Origin of the sequence: Desulfobacula sp. (assembly GCF_014237455.1) — a bacterium.
Lineage (GTDB): Bacteria > Desulfobacterota > Desulfobacteria > Desulfobacterales > Desulfobacteraceae > Desulfobacula.
This window is the reverse complement of sequence record NZ_JABZFL010000030.1, coordinates 16,542-37,951: the sequence shown is the minus strand read 5'-3', so window position 1 is coordinate 37,951 and position 21,410 is coordinate 16,542. Positions and strand designations below refer to the sequence as shown.

Here is a 21,410-nt window from a genome sequence, read left to right as displayed (position 1 = left end):
ATTCAAGTTCTTCTTCAAATATCTGTTTATGGATTTCATTTTTATATTTCCCCCCGTTCTTTTTGGCTTTCTTCTGAATGGGGCATGCTTAAAGGAATATCTGGAAATCCTGCAAGCATTATCATATCTTCTTGATAGTTCACATAACCTTCAAAAATATATTCATTCCAAAAATATTTGTTTTTCCCGTATTTCATAAAGGATTTATATGCTTTGATTTTGTCTTTTTTCCCTGCTGCTTTTAAATTCCGATCAAAGAACGCTTCCCAATCATCCCGTTTTGCTGAAGATCCCAGATTGCCATTTATATCTACAAGGATATATGGGGTTGTAAATACTAATGAGTATCCATAACTCAAATTTTTATATGGATCTGGCATCACACGGGCATACCATATCTCATCTTTCTTTCCCTGATAACCGGCAGGTACAATAACTTTTATTTCTTCCCTGGTTACCAACTCCTCTAAAATTACATATCTATCCAAATTCCTCTTATGGATAAAAATTCCCATTCTGGAGCTTTGCATACATTCAATAATTTTGATCAACCAAGGATCTGCTTTTAGATTTTTCAATAGATCAAGAATGACAGTCCCAAAGGATTCTTTTTTAATTCCAACACAAAGATCAAAAAATCCCCAGCATGTGAAATAAGACTTTGTAAGTGGACTCTTTGGGGGGGATGACGGCAAATAAATATCATCTGCCTGTTCAAGAATATTTGTCAGTTTCGATAAAGCAGGCAAGTCGGATAATTGTTCTACGAGGAGTGAAACCTTGTTTTGTACATAGATATAGACCGCATGGAGAGGATCATACTTTTCCAAATCATCTTCTGAGACCACTGTTTTATGCAGATCTTGTGAATATGCTTTTGCTTCTTTAAGCTCTTTAAAGTCTATAATTTTTTGGTTTTTAGCTTTTTTAAATCCTGCAATTACTTTTTTTGATATTGGCCCCATGTTTGGAAAATGGTCCTTATTTTTTAACTATTTAAGTTGATCAAGCAAAGAATATGATTCCTCAAGGATTTGACCACGTTCTTCAGAATCTTTTATCGTTAACAAATTGTGGTATATTTCAATATATCTTTGTCTGATACGTTTGAATACAAAAGAATCATAGGATTCTTCAATCCAATTTTTATCTTTTTCGCTTAACGATTCCAGAACCTCATTCGGAATGTAATCGAAATAATCAATAAATTCATCACTTGAGGAATGCCAGATATCATACTTTTTAATATCCAGGCCAAGAACTTTTGGTATTATATAAAGATTTGATAGCATTAAATCAGCCAGCATATATTTGCCTTCATCCATATGCTTCATTCTAAACAGGCTCACAGCCCAACATAATTTTTGAACAGGTTCCCCAGAGTCATCATCAAACTCTGCTTTATACCATTCGAAATACTTTTTAGATTTTTTTAAATCATCCAGCAAAAAATACAGGGAAAACAGTATATATCTTTTACCAGCACCGTCGTTAATAAAACCATGAATTTTCTTTTCTTTGTTTAATGCGGATTTATATCTTGATATTTTGCTTTTTAATTTTTTTTTATCTTGATCGGTTATCATTTTTCCCCTTATGCTTAGTTCTCTTTCCCGGCTGGTGTTGGCTAAACAATCATATTCTTCTCTTAATGTATGGTTTCAATTATTTAAATCTATCTGATAAGTCCCATCCAATCGTTTCCACATTTCTTCAAATTTTTTATCCAGGATTTCCACAGCGTCATCATATTCATTTTGGGTTATTTCACCGGTTTTTAGTTTCAATTGAATTAAATACAATTCACTATCATACCATTTGTCCAGATCAAAATTATAAGTCATATCAGTTAAACCCACTTCATCATCAAAAAATTTAAATTGGTTCTATCTCATCCTTCAATAACTCATCATAAATACGATGACCCAAACGCTTCTCCAGTTGTCCATCTGTATCAAATAGATCTGTAAACGCTAACTGACAATTTTTATCTTGAAACTTTAAATTTCTAAAAGGTTTCTTGCCATTTGTACTCAATGTTGTTTTTGGATAAAGCAAAATGCTCAAATCGGTATCGTAATGAAGATTGTAAACAAACATCTGTTTTAAATCATCATCAGATGGCGTTTTAGATTTTAAAACTTTCCACTTAGTATCAATCACAAAATTATCTGATTCAGTTTCAATGACGATATCTGCTCTAAGACCTCTTGTTTCCCAAAAGGGTCGTCTATTCTGCCCACGGACTCTTGTAATTGGAATCATTGAATCGCGCTGTAATGCTTTTAGTTTCCTGTAGATATAATTCTCATACAGCATATTCATATCAAACATAATGGCTAAAACATCTTCTTTCCCACCTTTCAAATCCGGAGAATATTTGAGGATGATAAGTTTCGAAAGAGTAACTGCATATTTATACCGCTCTGAGTTTCGCCCATATTTGAGGTTTTTAAACCATGAACTGGTTACATTTTTTTCTCTGACATTTTCAAAATCTAACAACAATCTTTTTATTCTAATTAAATATTGGGGATTATTGGATAATTTTTCAAGAGTGATTAATGCTTTTAAAAGGATCTGATTGAATTTATTATTCTCATCATAGACTTTATGCTCAACAAAAAATTTTTCCTTATGCAGATAGTTTTTTAGAGTGTGTTTTGTAAAATTAATTTTCCCTTTAATCTTGTTGAGATTTTCGGATACATTTCGATATGATTTTACTAAACCCTGCCTGACAATCCTTTCTGCTTCTGTCAGGAATGCTTCATAATATAAATCAAGGATTGAAGCTGATTTTAATTTCAATTTTGCATTTGATATTGAGCTTAATTTAATTAATTTACATTCTTGAAGCATTGAAATTAGTGCATCGTGCCATTTACTTTTTGCTTTTGCGTTATCATCGTTGGAATCAGCTTTTGGCAAAATTTCAATGGTCAAATTTTTAACCTGGATCACACCCACATAATTTGAAAATTTGATCCTTTTATGACCTACAGAATAATACTTTTCACCTGTTTTATATCCATAATTCTTTAACGCATTAAAATGGCGCTCATCAAACTTATTGTCACCGTTGACCTTAAGCAACTGATGCTCGAAAACTTGTATTATATTTTTATTCATAAATCTTCTTAAAGGTCTCTAATGTCCAGGTATCAGACGAGACCAAATTAAAAACAGGTTTCTCATCATAGTCTTCAAAATCATCGTAATCTTCAGTTGCAAGAAAGGTCACGGATTCAACTCTCTTTTCAATAAAACCTTTCCCAAGAACAAGCATTATTTTTCCCCAATCACCATAAAAATATTCTTGCAGCAATGGTAAGATTCGATTTGAGAATATCATCTTGAGATCCTCTAAAGGATTTTTCCGATCATTAAAATTCATAAAATATGAATGACCGATACAATAATCTTTATCCAATAGTTTTTCGATCCGGTTATTAATTGCTGATAATAGTTTTTCCAAATTCACCCCTTCACAAGCAAACTCTTCCTGGGATAATTTTGAGGGTTCGGGATTCATTTCCAAAAATGAGAATCTTCTTCTAAGAGCATTGTCCAGAGCCTCAACACTCCGGTCAGCGGTGTTCATTGTCCCAATAATGTATAGATTTTTAGGAACCCAGAATTCTGTTTTAGAGTATGGCAAGATGGCTGAAATATGATTTTTACATTCCTTTCGTTTATCCTCTTCAATAAGGGTTATCAGTTCACCAAATATATTTGCAATATTCCCCCTGTTAATCTCATCAATGAAAATCGCATAATCTTTATTCGGGTCATTTATAGCTTTATTGACAATGTTTTTAAAAATTCCATTTTCAATGTGATAACTTATATCCTGGGATTCTAAATTCTCTTCAGACTTCATCAGCTTAGGTTTAATACCTTCTATAAAATCCTCGTAGCTGAATGATTGATGGAATGTGGTGAATACATATCTTTTTTTTGATTCTGTCTTTGGTTTGAAATTTTGATATTCCTTTAAAACTTCATAAAAATCAGGTGTTTCAGCCTTAGCGATCTCTTCATCAATTGTCCAGGTCGATTGAGTATCTTTTTCAAAAAATTGGGGATTATCACGCTTTTTGAAATTCACATTTGGACAATCATCTTTAGTATGCCGTTGTAACCAACTCCAAATTGTATTTTTAGGGGTTTTGTTTTCTGAAATTCTTATTTTCGCCTGTAACAATGGATGATCGAATATTTCTTGAACTTTTGCTTTTTTTAAATCAAGCATCACAATGCTTATTATCTGCCACCAGGAAGTATCTTGAATTAAATTTTCACAAAATGCTTCCTTAGTTTGGGTTGATTGTTCATCGGTAAATTTTTCAAAAAATTCATTTTTCAATCGATATGTTTTACCCGTTCCAGGAGGACCGTATATTATAGTATTGAGTGGTAACTCCATTTTAGTTGGAATATCCCCTTCTTCAATTCCTATCAGCTTGATAAGTTTTTCAACATATTTTGGATACTTGGTTATATCAGTCAAAGTTTTTTGAACAATTGGACCTTCATCTGGTTCTTTCCAAACGCCTTTTTTTTTCCAACTCACTTTTCGACATTTTTTGTATGTATCTCTATCTTCATCATAATAATAATCCGATTCCACTACACCATAACCTAAATAGTCACTTGTTCCTTTTTTGGCTATGATTATATCCCCAATGGATATAGTATATTTAAAATCCCAATTTGCTGATGCATCATTATATTTTTTTTTCCCAGTACCATCCAATTCCATAAGTTTATCAGCTATGTCTTGCTTTGTTTCATACTGCTCCAAATCGCCTAAATCAATCCAACCTAACCCCATATAACCTTCATCATAGAACTGATCCCATTTTTTGGCTCCCTCTCCAGGTGCATACATCCAGTATTTTTTTTCTCCCGTTGAATTCGCCAATTCTAAAAATTTTAAATATTCAGTTTCTTTTAATGTGAAATTTGTTCCTTGATTTCCAACCTTCAAGTTCGAGAACTCTTTTAAATCAATTAAATTCTTCTCTAAAATGGGTTTCTCAATCAGATTATGGGTAATTTTTATTCCAGCTTTTAAGCTTTCTTTCGATTTTTTATTCCACAGATGATCATCCTTAGATTCTTCGATAACCATTGGATCATGGGTTACTTCAGCTAAAGCATAGCAACCAGAATTTTTACCGGTAATCCAAATAATTACTTTATCGCCGTTTTTTATTTTATCTTTGTGTGTTGTTACAGTCCAATTATCAATAAGATCATCTTTTAATCCTTTTTCGAAATCAAATGCCTTGGGATTTCCTTGAAAAATCCAATAATTCGAATCGGTTGCTTTTTTTGTAAAGTCAGAGTTGTCAAGAACTCGAAAAAGAATATTCTGAGCTAAAATTTTATAATTAGAATCATCATAACAATTTGAACTTAAATACGATTTAGAAATACTCAGCAGCTCTTTGTCTTTAGTTATGTAATCCTCAATGAAGGAATCAATCAACGACAAATAATGGATAAACTTTTCATTTGTTTTATGTGATTGTAATCCAAGGAGTTTTGTATATTTATTATAGAATGATGATTTATAAAAAGTATACTTTTCAGGATACCTAAAAGTCAAATACGTAGAAATGGCTCTTTCATCTTGTTGAGCTTTTAGTTCCGGTTCATATTCGGCAAACAATTCATTTGCTCTTTTTTGAAAGCTTAAGATTCTTTCCCTAAGATCTTTATTCTCATTAAACAAATCCTTAAACATTCCCCTTATATCTTCAGAGTAGTTATCAGAGATATCCATAAATTTTTTGGAATGATGAAACATCAGATTGGAGAAATTTATACTTTTAATCATGGCAGGAAAATCTTCAGCATCGATATCCCATCTGGATTGAAATTCTTTTACCAGCTCCCATTTATAAACTTCATCCTCATTGTTATCTTGCTTTACTAATTCTTTATATTTTTCGATTATTTTTTTTTGAACACTTGTTTGGTCCTCTTTTGAATTCATATCAATCCTTTTAAACAATACAATGTATCACAAATGAACACTTCATCTCAAAACGGTGTAAACACTTCTTTCCCATTTCTATCGCCAAATAAAATTTGGGAAACTTTCCTTCCCCCTGTTGTATTATGAAAACATTTAATATGGTTCTTTTTATTTTGTTCGGGATTGATATTGGGATTAGATTGCTGCTTTTCAATACATTCCCTGATTTCAGCCCGTTTCTCTTCAGATAGATACATGATGCCCCCCGTTTCAGGTTATGATGAATATGGAACTGAGTTTGTTATGGATTTTATCGCACTAAGGGGAGGAGAATTCAAGGTTTTTCGAAGATTATCCCGAATTGATTTGAAGCATAGAATGATTCTGTGGTACTTTAAAAGAGGTTTAATTTATAGGGAATGCTATGAGCTTATGGCTGCAAAGTTTATCATTTTGTTTGGACAACTCCGAGGATAATCTCGAATCAAGAGCAAAATGTATTTTGTCTTACCTGTCAATGGACATCCCTCGTTTATGGTGGGAACAGGCATTAAAAACAAATAATGTTCAGAACAGCCATGCAGGTATTCTTCATGATTTGCGGAAAGAATTATTAAAAATACCAGAATTGGATGGGAAAATTGATTCTGGTTTACTTATAGCCTTGGCATTTATGGATAAAAAAGGAACAAAGCCAACATACGGGTCTGTTGATAGTCCATATTCTATAGAAGAATATTTGAACAAGGCAAAGGAAATATTTATATCACGGTCGGAATTAAACAGCCTAAAACAATGAGTTGATAGCACAAGCGGGGGGCATGATGGAAGATGATTTTTTTGAAGAAGATGACAATATATTCGGTGATAATGAGGTCTTTGATTATATCATATACGATGAGATAACAAAGGGCGGGGGGCCGCAAAAAGGGTCAAACAATGCCGGTTGGGCACCATTATTTTGATGATTTCGACATTTAGCGGGGGTCTGGTCTTACTTCTCTGCTGGGTTGGGACATATCAATAATCGGCCACAAATCCTCCTTAAAATATTGTCAAACAAAAGCGGTTGAGATATAAACCTACCATGACTTCAAATTTTCAAAATGAAATCCACATTAACACCCTGTCTCCAAAACCAGGCGTCACCATCTGGTATTCCAGAATACCGGATATCATTGATTCGATTTTCATTAAAGGCAGGTATCATAATTTCAAATCAATGATAAATGAGATATTTCAAAAAGATGATTTTATCAACCCCTTTTTAAACGATGATGAAATCAGCACCATCAATAGCTTCAAAGCCCTGAAAAAACAGATAGAATGGATAAGTGGCCGATATCTGATCAAACAGATGATGCAACACTTTTTTTTGGAGAACGCTTCCCTTGATCAAATCATGCTTTCCTATCTTGATGAGGGCGCCCCCTATCTTACCCATCACCCTGATATTCCTGTTTCATTGTCCCACAGCAACGATTATACGGCAGCTGCATGCTGCAAAAACAAAGATCAAACTATTGGTATTGATATTGAAAAGATCGCAAAAAAGCCGGATGCCGCTTTTATGAAAATAGCATTTACACCAAATGAAATTTTAAATTTGAAAAATGATGCCGGGCCTGTTCCTGTTTTCAAAAACTGGACCATCAAAGAAGCCTATTTAAAATATATAAAAAAAGGATTTAATGAAAGCCTTCACCGGGTGGAAGTCATCAATAATGAAATTTGGCATAACAAAAAGAAAATTGATGTGGATGTTTATTCAACATTCATTGATGATGATTATGTGTTATCTCTTGTTTCAGACTGAGCTTTTCCCGAGTGCCTGACCAAAACCTAAAATTTTTTGATTGAAAAAGGCGGCTACCGAGATCAATTATGCTCCTAAGAGGCTTGGAATCTTATCATTTTGTGTGGTGAGACTTCCATGTGCTTTGCACAGCATCGCGCATAACCACCATAAGCATGGGCCATTGTTTGGGGGGATATCGTTTGAGAGCCTGGAGAACCCGCTGATGGATCTTCTGTCGGGAGGGCTGTTTAAGACGGATGATTAAAATGCCGTGGTGTGGTTCATCCCGGTGGATGGCAAACCCTTTATCAGTTGTAATCAGTAGGCATTTAAGATCCTGAGCCTTTTGCCATAAAATTTCATCCATGATGCCCTGGTCATCGGTTCCACGGATATCTATAACATCATACCCCTGAAGGATGAGTTCCCTTACCGTTACCAAGGGGATATTCTCATCAACAAATATTTTCATATAGCGTGTTCAATAGGAGTAACCTGCTCTTCTGCAAGAGATGCAGCATAATCCAGGCAGGCATAAATATCATCTTGTTTAAGTGAGGGGTAATCTTCCAGAAGTTCTTCGATTTTATCCCCATTGGCAAGCATGCGGATGATCTGGTGTACAGGGATTCTTGTCCCCTTGATACATGCCTGACCATGGCATATTTTAGCATTTATCATAATACGATTGTACATATTGGCTCCTTATGATCCTGTCGCATAAATTTTTCTTGCTTTGGAAAGTTTAACCAATCCATGTTTACCTCCTTTCCCACCATAAGACTTCTGTTTTTTGAAATCAAACAAATTCTTTCTTAACCTTAGCACTGAAAAACAATAATTGGCGATTTTCGGTCGGCATTAATCATGGTCAAATACATACCCCACGGACCGCCTGCTGATGAAATAAATTGGTTTTTTAGGTTTTTTTTCAAAATATTTTCGAAATCTGACGATAAAATTATCCACTGTCCTTGTGGAGGTATCTCTTGAATATCCCCAGCCCGCAGTCAGCAGCATTTCCCTTGACATCGGCTTTCCCTTGTTTTCAATAAAAAGTTTTAACAGTACAATTTCCTGCTCTGTTAAAATAATTTCACCGACAGCACATCGGGCTTTGAAAGTGACAAAATCAATATGATTATCCCCAAAATCATAATAGTCACCTTCAAATATTTTGCGTGTGACCTTCAGGTTATATCCCGGTTTTCTCTCCTTTTTGTCATCTTCATACCAGGTCTTTTTTTTGATTAACCTTTCAACCCTTAAAAGAAACTCTTCCAGGTCAAACGGCTTTGACAAATAATCATCTACACCGTATCGAAGCCCTTTGACTTTATCCTTTGTATCCCCCCTGGCAGAAAGGATGAGCACAGGAATTTTTTCATCTTCCTGCCGAATGGTTTTTAAAATAGAAAACCCGTCGATCATGGGCAGCATAATATCAAGGACAATCAAATCCGGTTTCCAGGACCGCCATTGATCAAGGCCATCAAGGCCATCTATGGCAATTTTTACCTGATACCCCTGGAGGGAAAGATTCAAACGGATCCCGTCTGCAATATGCACTTCATCTTCTATGACCAGAATACGCTTTTTTTCAATCGCTTCCATAAATTCTTCTCCCTGACATTGGTAATGCTTGCTCTTGGAATGCTAATCGTAAAAGTGGCACCTTTTCCTTTCCCTTTGCTTGTAGCCGATGCTCTCCACCCATGGATGTTGGCAATGCTGGAAACAAGGTACAACCCAAGACCCGATCCCGAGACCTCATTTTTATGATTCCGGCCGGATTGATAAAACTTTCTGAAAATTTTTTTTGCTTCCTTTTTATCAACACCGATCCCGTTATCTATAAACTCAATGGTCACTTTTTGTATAAAGCTTTTAAACCGGATGGTAAGTTTCGGCGTTGGGGATTCATTATACTTAATGGCATTAGAAATGATGTTCATTAAAAGCATCTCAAATAAAAACAGATTTACCGGATAGACCATCCGGTTGGTAGATTGATTTTCAATTTCAATATTCAGATCTCGAAAAAGAGAGGCATTTTTGTTGCAAAAATTTTTTACAAGCTTGATCAGATTGTCTCTGGTAACTTCGGAATCAAAATTTTGACTTTCAATCCTGGCAAGATTAAGAATGCTGTTAATATTTTCCGTAAGCCGATCAATATCTTCCAACATGTTTTTGCTGTATTTTTTTATTTCATCAGGCTCTAACGAGTGCCGGATAAATGTCTCAAGATAAATCCTTAAAGAGGTTACAGGGGTTTTGAGCTCATGGGTAAAATTATAAATAAAATTGTGCTGAAGCCTGAAAAGATTGACAGTTTTCTGGTAGTAAATAAATGCAAGAAGAATACCGATCAATACCACTGCAATTAAAGCACTTAAGATCAGTATGGTCATCCCGGTTTTTGAAGGAAAAATTAATTTTGGATCAATATGAAACTTCAGAACAATCACTTCCAGAGCCGATGTGATTTCCATGTACCAGCTGACCGTCAGCACAAGAAATGTGGCCAGGGCGAAAATGGAACAGGTAAAAATGAAGACAGGATGAAGATACCATCGAGAGGGATTTAAAATTTGCATATTTAGCTGTCTTCCAAATTAATCGCTTATACATTACCACAACTTTTGTGGCATTTTTTATAAATATCGGGTACAACCTGATCTTGCACGTATAGAACATTATTCTTGGAAAGGTTTATATGTCAAGTATTAATCACCCCAATAGGTTAAAATCTGATCTGCTAATAAAAAAATGAAAGCCCTTATAAAATATTATATACTTTTAGCTGCTGTCCTGGTATGGCTGATGCCCTTAAACACCTTTGCAAAGCAGCCCCTTAACGTCCATGTCAGTATTATGCCCCAAAAATATTTTGTTGAAAGAATCGGCAAGACCAATGTAAAAGTTGATGTCCTGGTAAAACCGGGCAAAAACCCTGCCACCTATTCCCCCTCCCCGGACCAGATAAAAAAACTCATGTCAGCAGATGTTTATTTCAGGATCGGAGTTCCTTTTGAAAATGGTATTTTGCATAAAATTAAAGCCATTGCCGGAGCAAAGGTTGTGGATACCCGTCAGGGCATCATATTGAGAGAAATGGAGGAACAGGATCATAACGCCGAGCATCAGGATAATAAAAATCATCATGACTCTGTTGGTAAAGATCCCCATATCTGGATGAGTCCGCTGATTGTAAAAACACAGGCCCATACAATTTTTGAGGCGCTTTACAGCATTGATCAGAACAACAGGGACGAGTATAAAAAGAATTACGAGCTGTTTGTAAAAGATCTGGACGAGCTTGACCATCGTCTGAAAACCATACTCAAAGATTTAAAGATGAAAAATCTGTTTGTGTTCCATCCATCTTTCGGGTATTTTACAGATGCTTACGATTTGAAACAGGTTGCGATTGAAACTATGGGGAAAACGCCCAAAGGGAAAACGCTTTCCAACATTATCAAGCTCGCAAAAAAACAAAAAACACGGGTGATTTTTGCGCAGCCCCAGTTTGACCGGAATACAGCAGAAAAAATTGCATCTGCCATAAACGGTGTGGTGGTGTTCATAGATCCCCTTTCCTATGATTACCTGGCCAACATGGAAAACATTGCTCAATCCATTGCCGGGGTATTAAAAAAATAAATGATCCGGATTTTCCCGGCACGATGCGGAAAGGCAACCGTATTCATCAAGGTTTAAATTATGCAAAATGATCATCAAATCATATTAAATAATATCTCGTTTGCGTATAAGCAGCGTAATGTTCTGGAAAATGTCGACCTTGTGATTAAAAAAGGAGAATTTGCAAGCATTGTCGGCCCCAACGGCGGCGGAAAAACCACCCTGCTCAAACTGATCCTTGGTTTGATTAAACCGGATAGAGGGGTGATCCGTGTATTTGGAAAATCTCCGGACAAGGTCAGACAGCAGATGGGGTATATGCCCCAGTATGCCCACCTGGACATGGACTTTCCGGCAACCGTAATGGATGTGGTTCTCATGGGACGGCTCGCAAAATCAAACCTGTGGTTTTCAAAAAAGGACAAGGTCGAGGTATTAACTGCCATTGATGAAGTAGGGATGACAGCCTTTGTCAACACAGAATTTAACGAACTTTCCGGCGGTCAGAAACAGCGTATTCTTATTGCCAGGGCTTTATGCAGCAGCCCGGATATCCTTTTGCTGGATGAACCCACTGCTAATGTGGATCATGAGACAGAAGAGAATCTATTTTCCATTTTACAAAAACTGAACGCAAAAATGACCATTCTCCTGGTATCCCATGATCTCGGATTTGTTTCAAAATATGTAAAAAGCGTTATATGTGTGAACCGTCAGGTCGTCATTCACCCCACAACTCTGATAAACGGAGCCATGATAAAGGATATTTATCATGGCGATCTGAAAATGGTACGGCATGATCACAGGTGCAGCGAAGAAGGACACACTCATGATTGATATGGTTTATGCAATCTTTGACCCTGACAACCTGTTTTTAAAATATGCATTTATCATGGGTGCCCTTGCCTCCATCTCCTTTGGCATCATCGGAACATTTGTCACCATAAAAAAAATCGGATACCTTGCCGGAGCCATTTCCCACTGCGTATTCGGCGGCATTGGGCTGGCACTTTTTCTCCAGGTAAATGCAGGGCTCACATGGTTTGATCCGATGTTAGGAGCCGTGCTTGCCGCAATCGTTGCCGCTGTGACCGTGGGACTTGTCAGCCTTCATGCAAAGGAGAGGGAGGACACCATTATCGGTACGCTCTGGGCCGTGGGTATGGCATCGGGTATTTTGCTCATTGACAGGACGCCGGGTTATTTCAATCTCAGTTCCTATCTGTTTGGCGATATCCTGCTGATTTCAAGTAAAGATCTTTTGTATGTTGCATGCCTGGATGCCTTGGTTCTTAGTGTTTCCATCCTTTTTTTCAACCGGTTTTTTGGTGTTTGTTTTGACAATGAGTTCACCTCCTTAAGAGGAATCAATACTAGTTTTTTCTATCTTCTGCTGCTCATCCTTACTGCCCTGACCGTGGTGCTTATGGTCAGGATCGTGGGGATTGTGCTGGTGATTGCCCTGTTGACGATTCCTTCGGCTATTGCCTCCTTTTATGCAAAAAGGCTGTGGCAGATGATGCTTTATTCTTGTTTATTCTGCACTTTATTTACGTGGACCGGCTTATGCCTGAGCTACTCATGGAGCCTTTCCAGCGGACCTACCATCATTGTATTAAGCGGTGCGGTTTACCTTGTCCTGCTGATTATCCATAAGTTCTTAAGATCATAATTTATAAATCAAGTCCGTAATATCCGGTTAATTTTCTGTAAATAAATTAGGAGATTACTTTACCCTATATATCTGTTAAAGTGCCTGTGGATTTCAATTTGGAGAAGCAGCCAATGTTTAAAAAATTAAAATTTATTATTTATACCCGGCCCTTTATTTTTTTTGCCTATTACCTTATCCAAATTTATAGTATGACCTTCAGGCTCAGGGTAAAAAATGAGGGGCACTGGCAGAAGCTTCGGAAACAGGGAACCCCCGTTCTTTTATGTGCATGGCACCAGCAGTTTTTCCCAGCCATCCGCCATTTCAAGACCTATTCCAAATACAACCCCGGTCTGATGATCAGCCAGAGCAAAGACGGGGATTTGATTTCAGGGGTGGCCAAAAGGACAGGCTGGCATACCCCCAGAGGGTCCTCTTCACGGGGGGGGGGGGAAGCTATGGATATGATGATCACCCATTTAAAGACGTACCGGCTTGGTGCCCATATTCTTGACGGACCGACCGGGCCCATCGGCAAAGTCAAAGCCGGTGCCATTAAGATGGCCCTTGAGGCAGATGCGGTTGTGATTCCCCTTTATACCTCGACAGAGCAGGCCTGGTTTTTCAATTCATGGGATAGATTCATGCTGCCCAAACCCTTTTCACGGGTCTGCATCACCTTTGGCCGGGAAATCCGGTTTAAACCCTCCGACAACGGAAATAATTTTGAACACCATCGCCAATATCTTGAAAACACCATGAGGCCCAGACTATTTCTTTAGACCCGGACAAAAAAGACCTTTAAGCCGACTGAAAAAAATCCAGTTAAAATTTCCATGGGAGATGTTTTTTAAGTTGGCTCCCCAGCACGGATTTGAACCGCGGACCCATTGGTTAACAGCCAATTGCTCTGCCAACTGAGCTACTGGGGAGCAGCGCCTTTGAATAAGACTTGGTGAGATTATATCAACACATTTTTTTTGTCAAGAAAAAACAAAAAAAATTTGACATCATTATACATCACGTTTATCCTTTTAAAAGACGAAGAGCTATAATGCCAAGAACCTGATAAGAGATAATTAAACTATGATCACTGAAAACGGAATTGTAACCAAAGCAAACCAGTCTGTTGCCTGGATAAAAACAACCAGATCCGGTGCCTGTGAGTCCTGCTCTTCCCAAAAAAGCTGCGGAACAGCCAATAATCAAAAAGAAATAACTGTTGATGTTAAAAACACACTCAATGTTGAAAAAGGGGATCATGTGGTCATTGGACTTGAAACCAAACCCATGCTTTTTTTAACATTTTTTTTATATGTATTCCCCATTATTTTACTGATCATCGGTGCAGTGATCGGAAACAGTCTTGCACCTTCTCTTCAAATGGACCCCTCCTTTGCTTCCATGATTTCAGGATTTTTATTTTTTGGATTCTCCTTTTATATCATCCGGAAAAAAAACAACTCCCTTTCAAAAAAAGAGGCCTATAAGCCTTTCCTTGTCAGAAAAAAACCACAAATTATCCCAGCCGATTGCACCACACCCTAAATTTAAATTTTTTCCTTGCCAAGACAACTATGATGTAATATAACGCCATGCTAGTTGTGGGTTTGTCGCATGAACTCTAACCCTTAGACAAGAGAGAAGTATTTATGACATCACAACGAGACCTAAAAGTAGCACTATTAATTATGATCATATTTTTGATCACAGGAATTATATGCTATGCCTCTTTTACTCCCCCTGCACCTGAAGAACCAGTACGCATGATGTTTCAGAACAAAGCCGGCAAAGTTTTATTCACCCATTCAGTACACACAGGCGATTATACAGATGATTGCCTGGACTGCCATCATAACATTGAAGATGATGAAACCTACAACTGCAGTGAGTGTCATGAAGACACAGGTGATGAAGACTTGCCATCAAGAACTGATGCATTTCATGCTCAGTGCCAGGGATGCCATGAAGATGTTGGCGCAGGTCCGGTAGAATGTAATACGTGTCATTCATTATAGTTAATTTAAATTTTTATATCTTAAAGATTAACAATAATAAATGATCTAAGCTTTTTACAAAACAAGGACTTATTATGATTAAACGATCTTTTTTCACGTTAACCAAACCAAGACTCAGCTATGATCTTGTGGAACCGGATCCTAAAGAGTCGGAGCCAATACCCATCCCGTCCAACCTTACTTTATTATTAAATGAGCCCATTGACAACACAAGACAGGCTTTAATAAAAAAAGGGGACGCGGTTGAAAAGGGAGAAAAGTTACGCCTTTACAATCAAAGTACAGAGTATACAATTTCTCCCGTTGCAGGAACCATCAGCGCTATTGACACTTATTCGGATGATTTTGGCAGCACATCCACCTATCTTGTTATCAAAAGTAATCAGGGCCAGACAACCCAGACAAATTCGATAACATACGATTTAAAAGATGATATTGCCTCTGCTGATGAATACTTCAGGACACTGCCGGGGGCACCGCCGCTAAAAATTCTTGCCAGTGATGACGTTAAAATTAATACCATTGTCATTACCTGTTCAGATATGGATCTTTTATCAACAACCAATCAGTATATAACCTTAAAGTTTTTGGATGAGATAAAAGAGGGAGCAAAAGTTTTAAAAAAGATAACCCATGTCCCAAAACTATGTATCATGGTTCCGGAAAGCTTAAATGTTCAAGGAAAGTTTGATTCGATTCAGGTATTCAAAACCTCAATGGAATATCCGTCCAATTTACCGGCAATGATTTTAAAAGACCATTTAAGCATGATACTTCCTGCAGGGAAAGCCCCGGAAGACATGGGTGTTAGTTTTATCAGCGCCGAGGCTGTGGTTTCTTTAGCCAACGCATACAAAACAAAATCTGCAGGGTTTGAAAAAATTCTGACGGTTATTGGAAAACAGGGAACTCAATACAGGATCAAGGCCACCATTGGGACACCTTTACGCAAAATTTTCAATGCCTTCAATATTCATATCAACGAACAGGACAGAATTGTCATCGGTGGGCCCATGAAGGGATTTGCTACATACACCCCTCACCATCCTGTCCAGCCGGATATGGATACGGTGATGATTCAGGACAGAGATATTATTCCGGAATTATCAGACAATCCTTGCGTTAATTGCGGCAACTGTATCCGGATCTGTCCTGCAAATGTTCCTGTGAATATTCTTGTACGATACCTTGAGGCTGACCAGTATGAAGAGGCAGCCGATAAATATGATCTTGAGTCCTGTATTGAATGTGGTCTTTGCGCTTATACCTGTACCGCAAGGATACCTTTATACCAGTATATCAGATTAGGAAAACATGAGCTTTTTAAACTTAGAGCTTTGGAGACTGCCAATGACTAATAACAAATTAACAGTATCCCATGCACCTTTCTGGCATGACGGAGACAGTCTTTTTCAAATGAACCTGAATATAATGATTGCCACCCTTCCGGCGGTCATTTTTGGTATTATTCAGTTTGGTGCACCTGCCTTTGGTGTACTTGCACTATCTCTTTCCAGTGCTATGGTCTGGGAACTTATCATGAATGTGATATCCAAAAAAAAGATCTCTATCGGTGACCTGGATTCCGCAGTCATCGGGCTTATTTTTGGCATGATGCTTCCGGCCACATCCCCATGGTGGCTTGTCGTTACCGGGACTTTTGTAGCAGTGATTATCGGCAAAATGATTTTTGGCGGTATCGGGGCAAACCCGTTTAACCCGGCCCTTGTGGGAATGGCATTCTTAATGCTTTCCTGGAAAGTCTTTTTCGATTTCGATGCTGCCTATGTCAATTATGAATTCGATTTTACCGCCCTTGCACCGCTGGCAGCCCTTAAATTCCAGGGCGCCTATGAGGTTGCAGGCGTATTTCCCATGAGCGACCTTATTATGGGCAAACAGGTGGGGGCCATTGGTTCTACCTTTGGGCTTGGCCTGATTATCGGTGGTATCTACCTGATTTTAAGAGGATATATCCGGTGGGAAATTCCAGTGTCTTTTATTGTGGGCATCATTGTAACTGCCTTGGCGTTCAGCATGGCAAACCCGGACACCTATGCAGGCCCTGTGATCCATCTATTTTCAGGGTATACCCTGATCGGGGCATTCTTTCTTGCCACAGAGAATTCATCCTCTCCTGTAAACAGAATTCCCATGCTCATTTACGGTTTTTCTGCTGCAGTAATGATCATCCTGATGAGAAACATCGGTGCCTATGCAGATGGTACTGTATTGGCAATCCTCTTATTAAATGTTGTAAACCCCCTCATTGACATTATAAGACCAAAAGCTTTGGGAAAGGGTGTGAACAATGCGTGAAATGATGAGTATGATTATAGTTTTAACAGTCTTGACAGCTGTTTCAGGAGGGCTGCTTGCCTCTGTAAAATCCGGTACTGAAGACAGGATCGAACAACAAATTTTTAAATTCCAGCTGGCACCTGCCATGAATGATATTTTCGGAAAAGTATCCAATGACCCTGCCAAGGAAAAATTTGAGATTGAGCATGAGGGAATAAAATATAAATTCTTCCCTGCCAAACTTGAAGACGGATCTAAGGCTGTTGCGTTTCAAACAAAAGGCAAAGGCGGTTATGGCGGTGATGTAGGTCTAATGGTTGGTATCGACCTTGACAGCGACCAGATTGTTGCCGCCCGTGTGACAACACATTCTGAAACTCCTGGTCTGGGTGCAAGGGCCAAGGACGACCCTGAATTTGTTTCTCAATTTGAAGAAAAAACCATGGATGCAAATCTGGCATTAAAAGGTCAGGGTGGATCAATCGATGCAATGTCCGGTGCCACTATCACCTCACAGGCTGTAACTTTGGCAGCCATCCAGGCACAGGATCTGTATAAAAAACTCAAACCTGAAATCTTAAAACAGATTAAATAAGGCAAAAGAGGAGAAGTTTAGATATGGCACAATCCTTGGCAAAAGAATTTACAAAAGGACTATGGGCTGAAATACCTCCTTTCAGGCTTGTTTTAGGGCTTTGCCCGGTTCTTGCAGTAACCAAAACAGTTGAAAACGGACTTGGCATGGGTATTGCGACCACCTTTGTTCTTGTTTTCTCAAACCTGTTGGTATCCCTTCTTAGAAACGTGATACCGTCAAAAGTCAGAATCGCCTGTTATATTGTAATCATCGCCACATTTGTTACTATTGTGGAGCTCGTAATGCAGGCATATACATATCCATTATTTCTTAAACTGGGTATATTTATCCCTTTGATCGTTGTAAACTGCATTGTTCTTGGTCGGGCAGAAGCATTTGCCAGCAAGAACAGTCCTGTCATGTCAGTTGCGGATGGTATGGGCATCGGCATTGGGTTTACATTGTCTCTGGCTGCCCTTGGTGCGGTTAGGGAAATTTTAGGTGCAGGCACCATCACTATATGGGGTGGTAACTCTGTTTTTGATATGGCAACCAGCTTTCCCGGCTTCAATCCTTTCACATTTATGGTCGAAGCACCCGGTGCATTTGTGGCGCTTGGCCTGATGCTGGCAATCATGAATCTTATTGGGGAAAAATAAAGGAGACTATTAATGGAATATTTTGAAATCTTCATCGCAGGTGTCTTCATTAACAATATTCTCCTTGCCCAGTTTCTTGGCAACTGCCCGTTCCTCGGCACATCGAAAAAGATGGAGACTGCTGTGGGTATGGCAATGGCCGTTATTTTTGTTCTGGTCATGGCAGGGATGATCACCTGGATAGTGGACACATACTTGTTAAAAGCACTTGACGTGGAATATTTAAGGACCGTCTCATTTATTCTGGTCATTGCTTCCCTTGTCCAGTTTGTTGAAATGTTTTTGAAAAAAAGCATTCCCGGACTCTATGCAGGACTTGGTATTTTCCTGCCGTTAATCACAACTAACTGTGCAGTAATGGGGGCATGTCTTTTAAACATCAGTAATGAATACTCATTTTTAGGTGCCCTTGTTTCCTCCTTTTCCTATGCAGTGGGTTTCGGGCTGGCCCTGATCTTGTTTGCCGGTGTTCGGGAGAGAATCAATCTTGCCAGAGTACCCAAACCATTACAGGATACGTCTATCGCTCTTGTTACAGCAGGTGTGATTGCGTTGACATTTATGTCCTTTAAAGGAATGGTTTAAAAAACAAAGAGAAAGTTCAAAAATATAAGGTGATATTATGATCCCAGCTTTATTGTTTATGTTAGGCATCGGTGCGGTATGCGGTATTGTGCTCAGCCTTTCATCCAAGGTCTTTTATGTATATGAAGATCCGAGAATCGCACAGGTGGAAAATAACCTTGCCGCTGCAAACTGCGGTGGTTGTGGATATGCAGGATGTTCTTCTGCTGCAGAAGCCGTTGTAAATGGTTTAGCCCCACCTTCTGTATGTGTTATATCAAGCAAGGAAGGCGTGGAAGAAGTTGCAAAAATAATGGGAGTTGATGCAGGCGCTGCTGAAAGCCTGTTCTCCTATAATATGTGTGAAGGCGGAAATCGAGCCGATAATAAATACCACTATATGGGAATTTCCTCCTGCAAGGCCATGGCACTTGTGTTTGGCGGGAAACGGGTTTGTGGTGTTGGATGTATTGGTCTTGGTGATTGCGTAAAGGCCTGCCAGTTTGATGCTCTTAAACTTGGGGCCAACGGCTATCCTGTTGTGGATGATGACAAATGCGTGGGCTGCGGTGCTTGCCAGCAGGCATGCCCAAAAGATATTATTGTGGTAAAAACCCTTTCTGAACAACTCATGAAGTTTAACCAGGCACAGGATGCTCTGGCACCCTGTGCCCAGACCTGTCCTGCTGAAATTAATATTCCCAGATATATCAACCAGCTCAGGGAAGGCAAATATAAGGAAGCTGTCCAGACCATCCGCATGAGAAATCCTTTGCCCCTTGCCTGTGGCAGGGTCTGTCCCCATCCTTGTGAAGATGAGTGCAGAAGAGGAATTGAAGATGAGGCGGTTTCCATTAACCAGCTTAAACGATTTGTTGCTGATTATGAAATGAATTCAGGTTCCAGAATTCCCATTAAATGCGCCCCGGATACGGGCAAAAAGGTGGCCGTGATCGGTGGCGGACCGGCCGGGCTTTCCTGTGCATTCTTCCTTCGAAGAATCGGACATCAGGTGGATATCTTTGAGGCCATGCCAAAGCTTGGCGGCATTATCAGATATGGCATACCAGAGTACAGGCTCCCCAAAAAGGTTCTGGATTGGGAAATCCAAGGAATTCTTGACCTTGGAATCAAGGATTTTTGCAATGTTAGATTTGGTGTTGACTTTGGATTAGGATCATTGATGGCCTCGGGCTATGAAGCAGTGTTCCTTGGAGTGGGTGCCTGGGAGGATTATTCCCTTGGCATTGAAGGAGAGGATCTTGACGGCTGTTTTAAAGGAATTGATTTTCTCCAGAGATTTTCCAGTGGTGAAAAAATAAAACTGGGGAAAACTGCTGCTGTAGTCGGCGGCGGGAATAGCGCAATTGACTGTGTAAGAACTCTTTTACGGCTTGGTCTTGAAAAGGTATACATCGTTTACAGAAGAACCCGAAATGAGATGCCGGCCAATGAGGTTGAAATTGTTGCATCTGAAGAAGAAGGCGTTGAATTTGTTTTCCTGGCTGCCCCCACTAAAGTCATTGGTGATGAAAACGGCAAGGCGACCCAGCTCGAATACCTTAAAATGGAACTGGGTGAACCCGATGCCAGCGGTAGACGTCGACCAGTACCTATTGAAGGTTCCGAAACCCTTCTTGATGTGGAAATGGTGATCTCGGCCATTGGTCAATCTCCGGATGCCTCTTTTAAAGAACAAGACCCTCATAAAAGGATGACTGAGCTGGAACTGACAAGATGGAATACCATTGACAATGACCCGGCAATCCTGCAGGCTTCCATCCCCTATATTTTTACAGGAGGAGATTCTGCCACAGGACCTGCCCTTGTTGTTGATGCCATTGGCAGTGGACGGCGTGCCGCCCGATCCATTGACCTGTTCCTAAAAGGAGAACCGGTCGAACCGGTAAAGGATTCTTTACAGCAAAAACGAATTCCTGAATCTATTTTCACGAAAGTGGATGGTATCAAAAAAACCGCCCGGGCAAAAATGCCGGAAATTCCTGTTGATCAAAGACTTGATTCAATGATTGAGGTTGATCTTGTTCTGCCGGAGGATGCGGCCCATAAAGAAGCTGAAAGATGCCTGAACTGCTGTAGGATTTGTTATAATCCAGATATTGATTTTCCAATAGCAAAAGCGAATTGATTTTAAAGCTGTAATTTAGAACATTATAACGGATAGAGGGTGTCGTGCTGGATACT

The 21,410-nt window shown here is 38.9% G+C and carries 25 protein-coding genes and 1 tRNA gene; 15 read left to right on the top strand and 11 right to left on the bottom strand.

The annotated features are described in order from the left end of the window. Window positions 1-41 precede the first annotated feature (41 nt). The 6 genes from HGJ91_RS04495 to HGJ91_RS04470 all read right to left on the bottom strand — a co-directional run bounded on the left by HGJ91_RS04495 (window position 42) and on the right by HGJ91_RS04470 (window position 6,246). Window positions 42-965, bottom strand: coding sequence for a hypothetical protein (locus HGJ91_RS04495; RefSeq protein WP_291346507.1), 924 nt, complete (start codon window positions 963-965; stop codon window positions 42-44). 27 nt (window positions 966-992) lie between these two features. Further along, on the bottom strand, window positions 993-1,586 hold the full coding sequence (locus tag HGJ91_RS04490) for a hypothetical protein (protein ID WP_291346506.1): 594 nt from the start codon (window positions 1,584-1,586) through the stop codon (window positions 993-995). A 75-nt stretch (window positions 1,587-1,661) separates the two neighbouring features. Continuing rightward, window positions 1,662-1,844, bottom strand: a complete 183-nt coding sequence (locus HGJ91_RS04485; protein ID WP_291346505.1) for a hypothetical protein — start codon at window positions 1,842-1,844, stop codon at window positions 1,662-1,664. Window positions 1,845-1,875: 31 nt separating this feature from the next. Continuing rightward, window positions 1,876-3,132 carry a hypothetical protein gene (locus HGJ91_RS04480; protein WP_291346504.1) on the bottom strand — a complete coding sequence of 419 codons (1,257 nt, stop codon included), beginning with the start codon at window positions 3,130-3,132 and terminating at the stop codon, window positions 1,876-1,878. Then, the gene (locus tag HGJ91_RS04475; RefSeq protein ID WP_291346503.1) at window positions 3,125-6,007 is read right to left on the bottom strand and encodes an AAA family ATPase; all 2,883 of its coding nucleotides are present in this window, start codon (window positions 6,005-6,007) and stop codon (window positions 3,125-3,127) included. The genes HGJ91_RS04480 and HGJ91_RS04475 overlap by 8 nt, the downstream gene beginning before the upstream one ends. A 47-nt stretch (window positions 6,008-6,054) precedes the next feature. Beyond that, entirely contained in the window at window positions 6,055-6,246 is a 192-nt protein-coding gene (locus HGJ91_RS04470) for a hypothetical protein (protein ID WP_291346502.1), read from the bottom strand. A 167-nt stretch (window positions 6,247-6,413) separates the two neighbouring features. On the opposite strand from HGJ91_RS04470, the gene HGJ91_RS04465 reads away from it, so the two are divergent. The 3 genes from HGJ91_RS04465 (at window position 6,414) to HGJ91_RS04455 (ending at window position 7,805) form a co-directional block, all read left to right on the top strand. Then, window positions 6,414-6,788: a hypothetical protein gene (locus HGJ91_RS04465; protein WP_291346501.1), complete on the top strand. Its 375-nt coding sequence runs from the start codon at window positions 6,414-6,416 to the stop codon at window positions 6,786-6,788. A gap of 22 nt (window positions 6,789-6,810) precedes the next feature. Then, window positions 6,811-6,954 carry a hypothetical protein gene (locus tag HGJ91_RS04460; protein ID WP_291346500.1) on the top strand — a complete coding sequence of 48 codons (144 nt, stop codon included), beginning with the start codon at window positions 6,811-6,813 and terminating at the stop codon, window positions 6,952-6,954. 122 nt (window positions 6,955-7,076) lie between these two features. Further along, entirely contained in the window at window positions 7,077-7,805 is a 729-nt protein-coding gene (locus HGJ91_RS04455; protein ID WP_291346499.1) for a 4'-phosphopantetheinyl transferase superfamily protein, read from the top strand. Between the two features lie 94 nt (window positions 7,806-7,899). Here HGJ91_RS04455 and HGJ91_RS04450 read toward each other — a convergent pair whose 3' ends face one another. The 4 genes from HGJ91_RS04450 to HGJ91_RS04435 all read right to left on the bottom strand — a co-directional run bounded on the left by HGJ91_RS04450 (window position 7,900) and on the right by HGJ91_RS04435 (window position 10,387). Beyond that, window positions 7,900-8,259, bottom strand: a complete 360-nt coding sequence (locus HGJ91_RS04450; protein WP_291346498.1) for a DUF5615 family PIN-like protein — start codon at window positions 8,257-8,259, stop codon at window positions 7,900-7,902. Beyond that, complete coding sequence (locus tag HGJ91_RS04445; RefSeq protein ID WP_291346497.1) at window positions 8,256-8,483, bottom strand: DUF433 domain-containing protein; 228 nt, start codon at window positions 8,481-8,483, stop codon at window positions 8,256-8,258. Before HGJ91_RS04445 ends, HGJ91_RS04450 begins: the two co-directional genes overlap by 4 nt. Before the next feature lie 165 nt (window positions 8,484-8,648). Further along, complete coding sequence (locus HGJ91_RS04440) at window positions 8,649-9,401, bottom strand: response regulator transcription factor (RefSeq protein ID WP_291346496.1); 753 nt, start codon at window positions 9,399-9,401, stop codon at window positions 8,649-8,651. Next, complete coding sequence (locus HGJ91_RS04435; RefSeq protein WP_291346495.1) at window positions 9,365-10,387, bottom strand: HAMP domain-containing sensor histidine kinase; 1,023 nt, start codon at window positions 10,385-10,387, stop codon at window positions 9,365-9,367. The genes HGJ91_RS04440 and HGJ91_RS04435 overlap by 37 nt, the downstream gene beginning before the upstream one ends. Window positions 10,388-10,559: 172 nt before the next feature. Between HGJ91_RS04435 and HGJ91_RS04430 the strand changes: the two genes are divergently transcribed. The 4 genes from HGJ91_RS04430 to HGJ91_RS04415 all read left to right on the top strand — a co-directional run bounded on the left by HGJ91_RS04430 (window position 10,560) and on the right by HGJ91_RS04415 (window position 13,868). Then, entirely contained in the window at window positions 10,560-11,453 is an 894-nt protein-coding gene (locus HGJ91_RS04430; protein WP_291346494.1) for a zinc ABC transporter substrate-binding protein, read from the top strand. 60 nt (window positions 11,454-11,513) lie between these two features. Further along, a complete protein-coding gene (locus HGJ91_RS04425) occupies window positions 11,514-12,269 on the top strand; it encodes an ABC transporter ATP-binding protein (RefSeq protein WP_291346493.1) in 756 nt (251 codons plus the stop codon). Then, window positions 12,262-13,104 carry a metal ABC transporter permease gene (locus HGJ91_RS04420; RefSeq protein ID WP_291346492.1) on the top strand — a complete coding sequence of 281 codons (843 nt, stop codon included), beginning with the start codon at window positions 12,262-12,264 and terminating at the stop codon, window positions 13,102-13,104. The genes HGJ91_RS04425 and HGJ91_RS04420 overlap by 8 nt, the downstream gene beginning before the upstream one ends. 113 nt (window positions 13,105-13,217) lie before the next feature. Continuing rightward, window positions 13,218-13,868 carry a lysophospholipid acyltransferase family protein gene (locus HGJ91_RS04415; RefSeq protein ID WP_291346491.1) on the top strand — a complete coding sequence of 217 codons (651 nt, stop codon included), beginning with the start codon at window positions 13,218-13,220 and terminating at the stop codon, window positions 13,866-13,868. A 74-nt stretch (window positions 13,869-13,942) separates the two neighbouring features. Here HGJ91_RS04415 and HGJ91_RS04410 read toward each other — a convergent pair. Next, window positions 13,943-14,018: transfer RNA gene (locus HGJ91_RS04410), tRNA-Asn, on the bottom strand. A gap of 154 nt (window positions 14,019-14,172) precedes the next feature. On the opposite strand from HGJ91_RS04410, the gene HGJ91_RS04405 reads away from it, so the two are divergent. From HGJ91_RS04405 to HGJ91_RS04370, 8 genes are all read left to right on the top strand, one after another. Beyond that, window positions 14,173-14,634, top strand: a complete 462-nt coding sequence (locus HGJ91_RS04405; RefSeq protein ID WP_291346490.1) for a SoxR reducing system RseC family protein — start codon at window positions 14,173-14,175, stop codon at window positions 14,632-14,634. A 104-nt stretch (window positions 14,635-14,738) separates the two neighbouring features. Then, complete coding sequence (locus HGJ91_RS04400) at window positions 14,739-15,104, top strand: cytochrome c3 family protein (RefSeq protein ID WP_291346489.1); 366 nt, start codon at window positions 14,739-14,741, stop codon at window positions 15,102-15,104. Window positions 15,105-15,178: 74 nt separating this feature from the next. Further along, window positions 15,179-16,462 carry a 4Fe-4S dicluster domain-containing protein gene (locus HGJ91_RS04395; RefSeq protein WP_291346488.1) on the top strand — a complete coding sequence of 428 codons (1,284 nt, stop codon included), beginning with the start codon at window positions 15,179-15,181 and terminating at the stop codon, window positions 16,460-16,462. Beyond that, the gene (locus tag HGJ91_RS04390) at window positions 16,455-17,423 is read left to right on the top strand and encodes an RnfABCDGE type electron transport complex subunit D (protein WP_291346487.1); all 969 of its coding nucleotides are present in this window, start codon (window positions 16,455-16,457) and stop codon (window positions 17,421-17,423) included. The genes HGJ91_RS04395 and HGJ91_RS04390 overlap by 8 nt, the downstream gene beginning before the upstream one ends. Beyond that, the gene (rnfG, locus tag HGJ91_RS04385) at window positions 17,416-18,000 is read left to right on the top strand and encodes an RnfABCDGE type electron transport complex subunit G (RefSeq protein WP_291346486.1); all 585 of its coding nucleotides are present in this window, start codon (window positions 17,416-17,418) and stop codon (window positions 17,998-18,000) included. The genes HGJ91_RS04390 and rnfG overlap by 8 nt, the downstream gene beginning before the upstream one ends. 23 nt (window positions 18,001-18,023) lie before the next feature. Further along, a complete protein-coding gene (gene rsxE, locus HGJ91_RS04380; RefSeq protein ID WP_291346485.1) occupies window positions 18,024-18,641 on the top strand; it encodes an electron transport complex subunit RsxE in 618 nt (205 codons plus the stop codon). A 12-nt stretch (window positions 18,642-18,653) separates the two neighbouring features. Further along, on the top strand, window positions 18,654-19,226 hold the full coding sequence (locus HGJ91_RS04375) for an RnfABCDGE type electron transport complex subunit A (protein ID WP_291346484.1): 573 nt from the start codon (window positions 18,654-18,656) through the stop codon (window positions 19,224-19,226). Between the two features lie 37 nt (window positions 19,227-19,263). Beyond that, entirely contained in the window at window positions 19,264-21,354 is a 2,091-nt protein-coding gene (locus tag HGJ91_RS04370; protein WP_291346483.1) for an RnfABCDGE type electron transport complex subunit B, read from the top strand. The last annotated feature ends 56 nt before the right edge of the window (window positions 21,355-21,410 follow it).